Origin of the sequence: Paraburkholderia sp. BCC1876 (assembly GCF_902833695.1) — a bacterium.
GTDB lineage: Bacteria > Pseudomonadota > Gammaproteobacteria > Burkholderiales > Burkholderiaceae > Paraburkholderia.
In genome coordinates this window covers 1-445 of the sequence record NZ_CADFGI010000093.1, presented here as the reverse complement: position 1 = coordinate 445, position 445 = coordinate 1, and the positions used below count along the sequence as shown (strand labels likewise).

Here is a 445-nt window from a genome sequence, read left to right as displayed (position 1 = left end):
CCTCGACAAGAAGATCCGCGGCTACGGCGAGGCGCGCGACCGGCCCGACCGGCCGGCGACCAGCCGCCTGTCGCCCTACTTGCGCTTCGGCCAGTTGTCGGCGCGGCAGGTCTGGCACGCGGCGATGGCGGCGGCGCGCGAGGGCGGGGCGGCGGTGGCGGCCGACATCGAGAAATTCGTCAGCGAGCTGGGCTGGCGCGAGTTCGACACCAGCCTGCTCTACCACTTCCCCGAACTGCCGACGCGCAACTACCGCGAGCGTTTCGACGCGATGCCCTGGCGCGACGACGAGGCCGGCTTCACCGCCTGGTGCCGCGGCCGCACCGGTTATCCGCTGGTCGACGCCGTCATGCGCGAGCTGTGGACCTCGGGCTGGATGCACAACCGCGTGCGGATGGTGGTCGCCTCCTTCCTGATCAAGCACCTGCTGATCGACTGGCGCGCG

At 71.2% G+C, this 445-nt stretch carries 1 protein-coding gene; it reads left to right on the top strand.

All coding sequences use genetic code 11. The features are described from left to right. The coding region (locus HWY05_RS37930; protein WP_279614209.1) for an FAD-binding domain-containing protein at window positions 1-445 on the top strand (445 nt) is incomplete at both ends.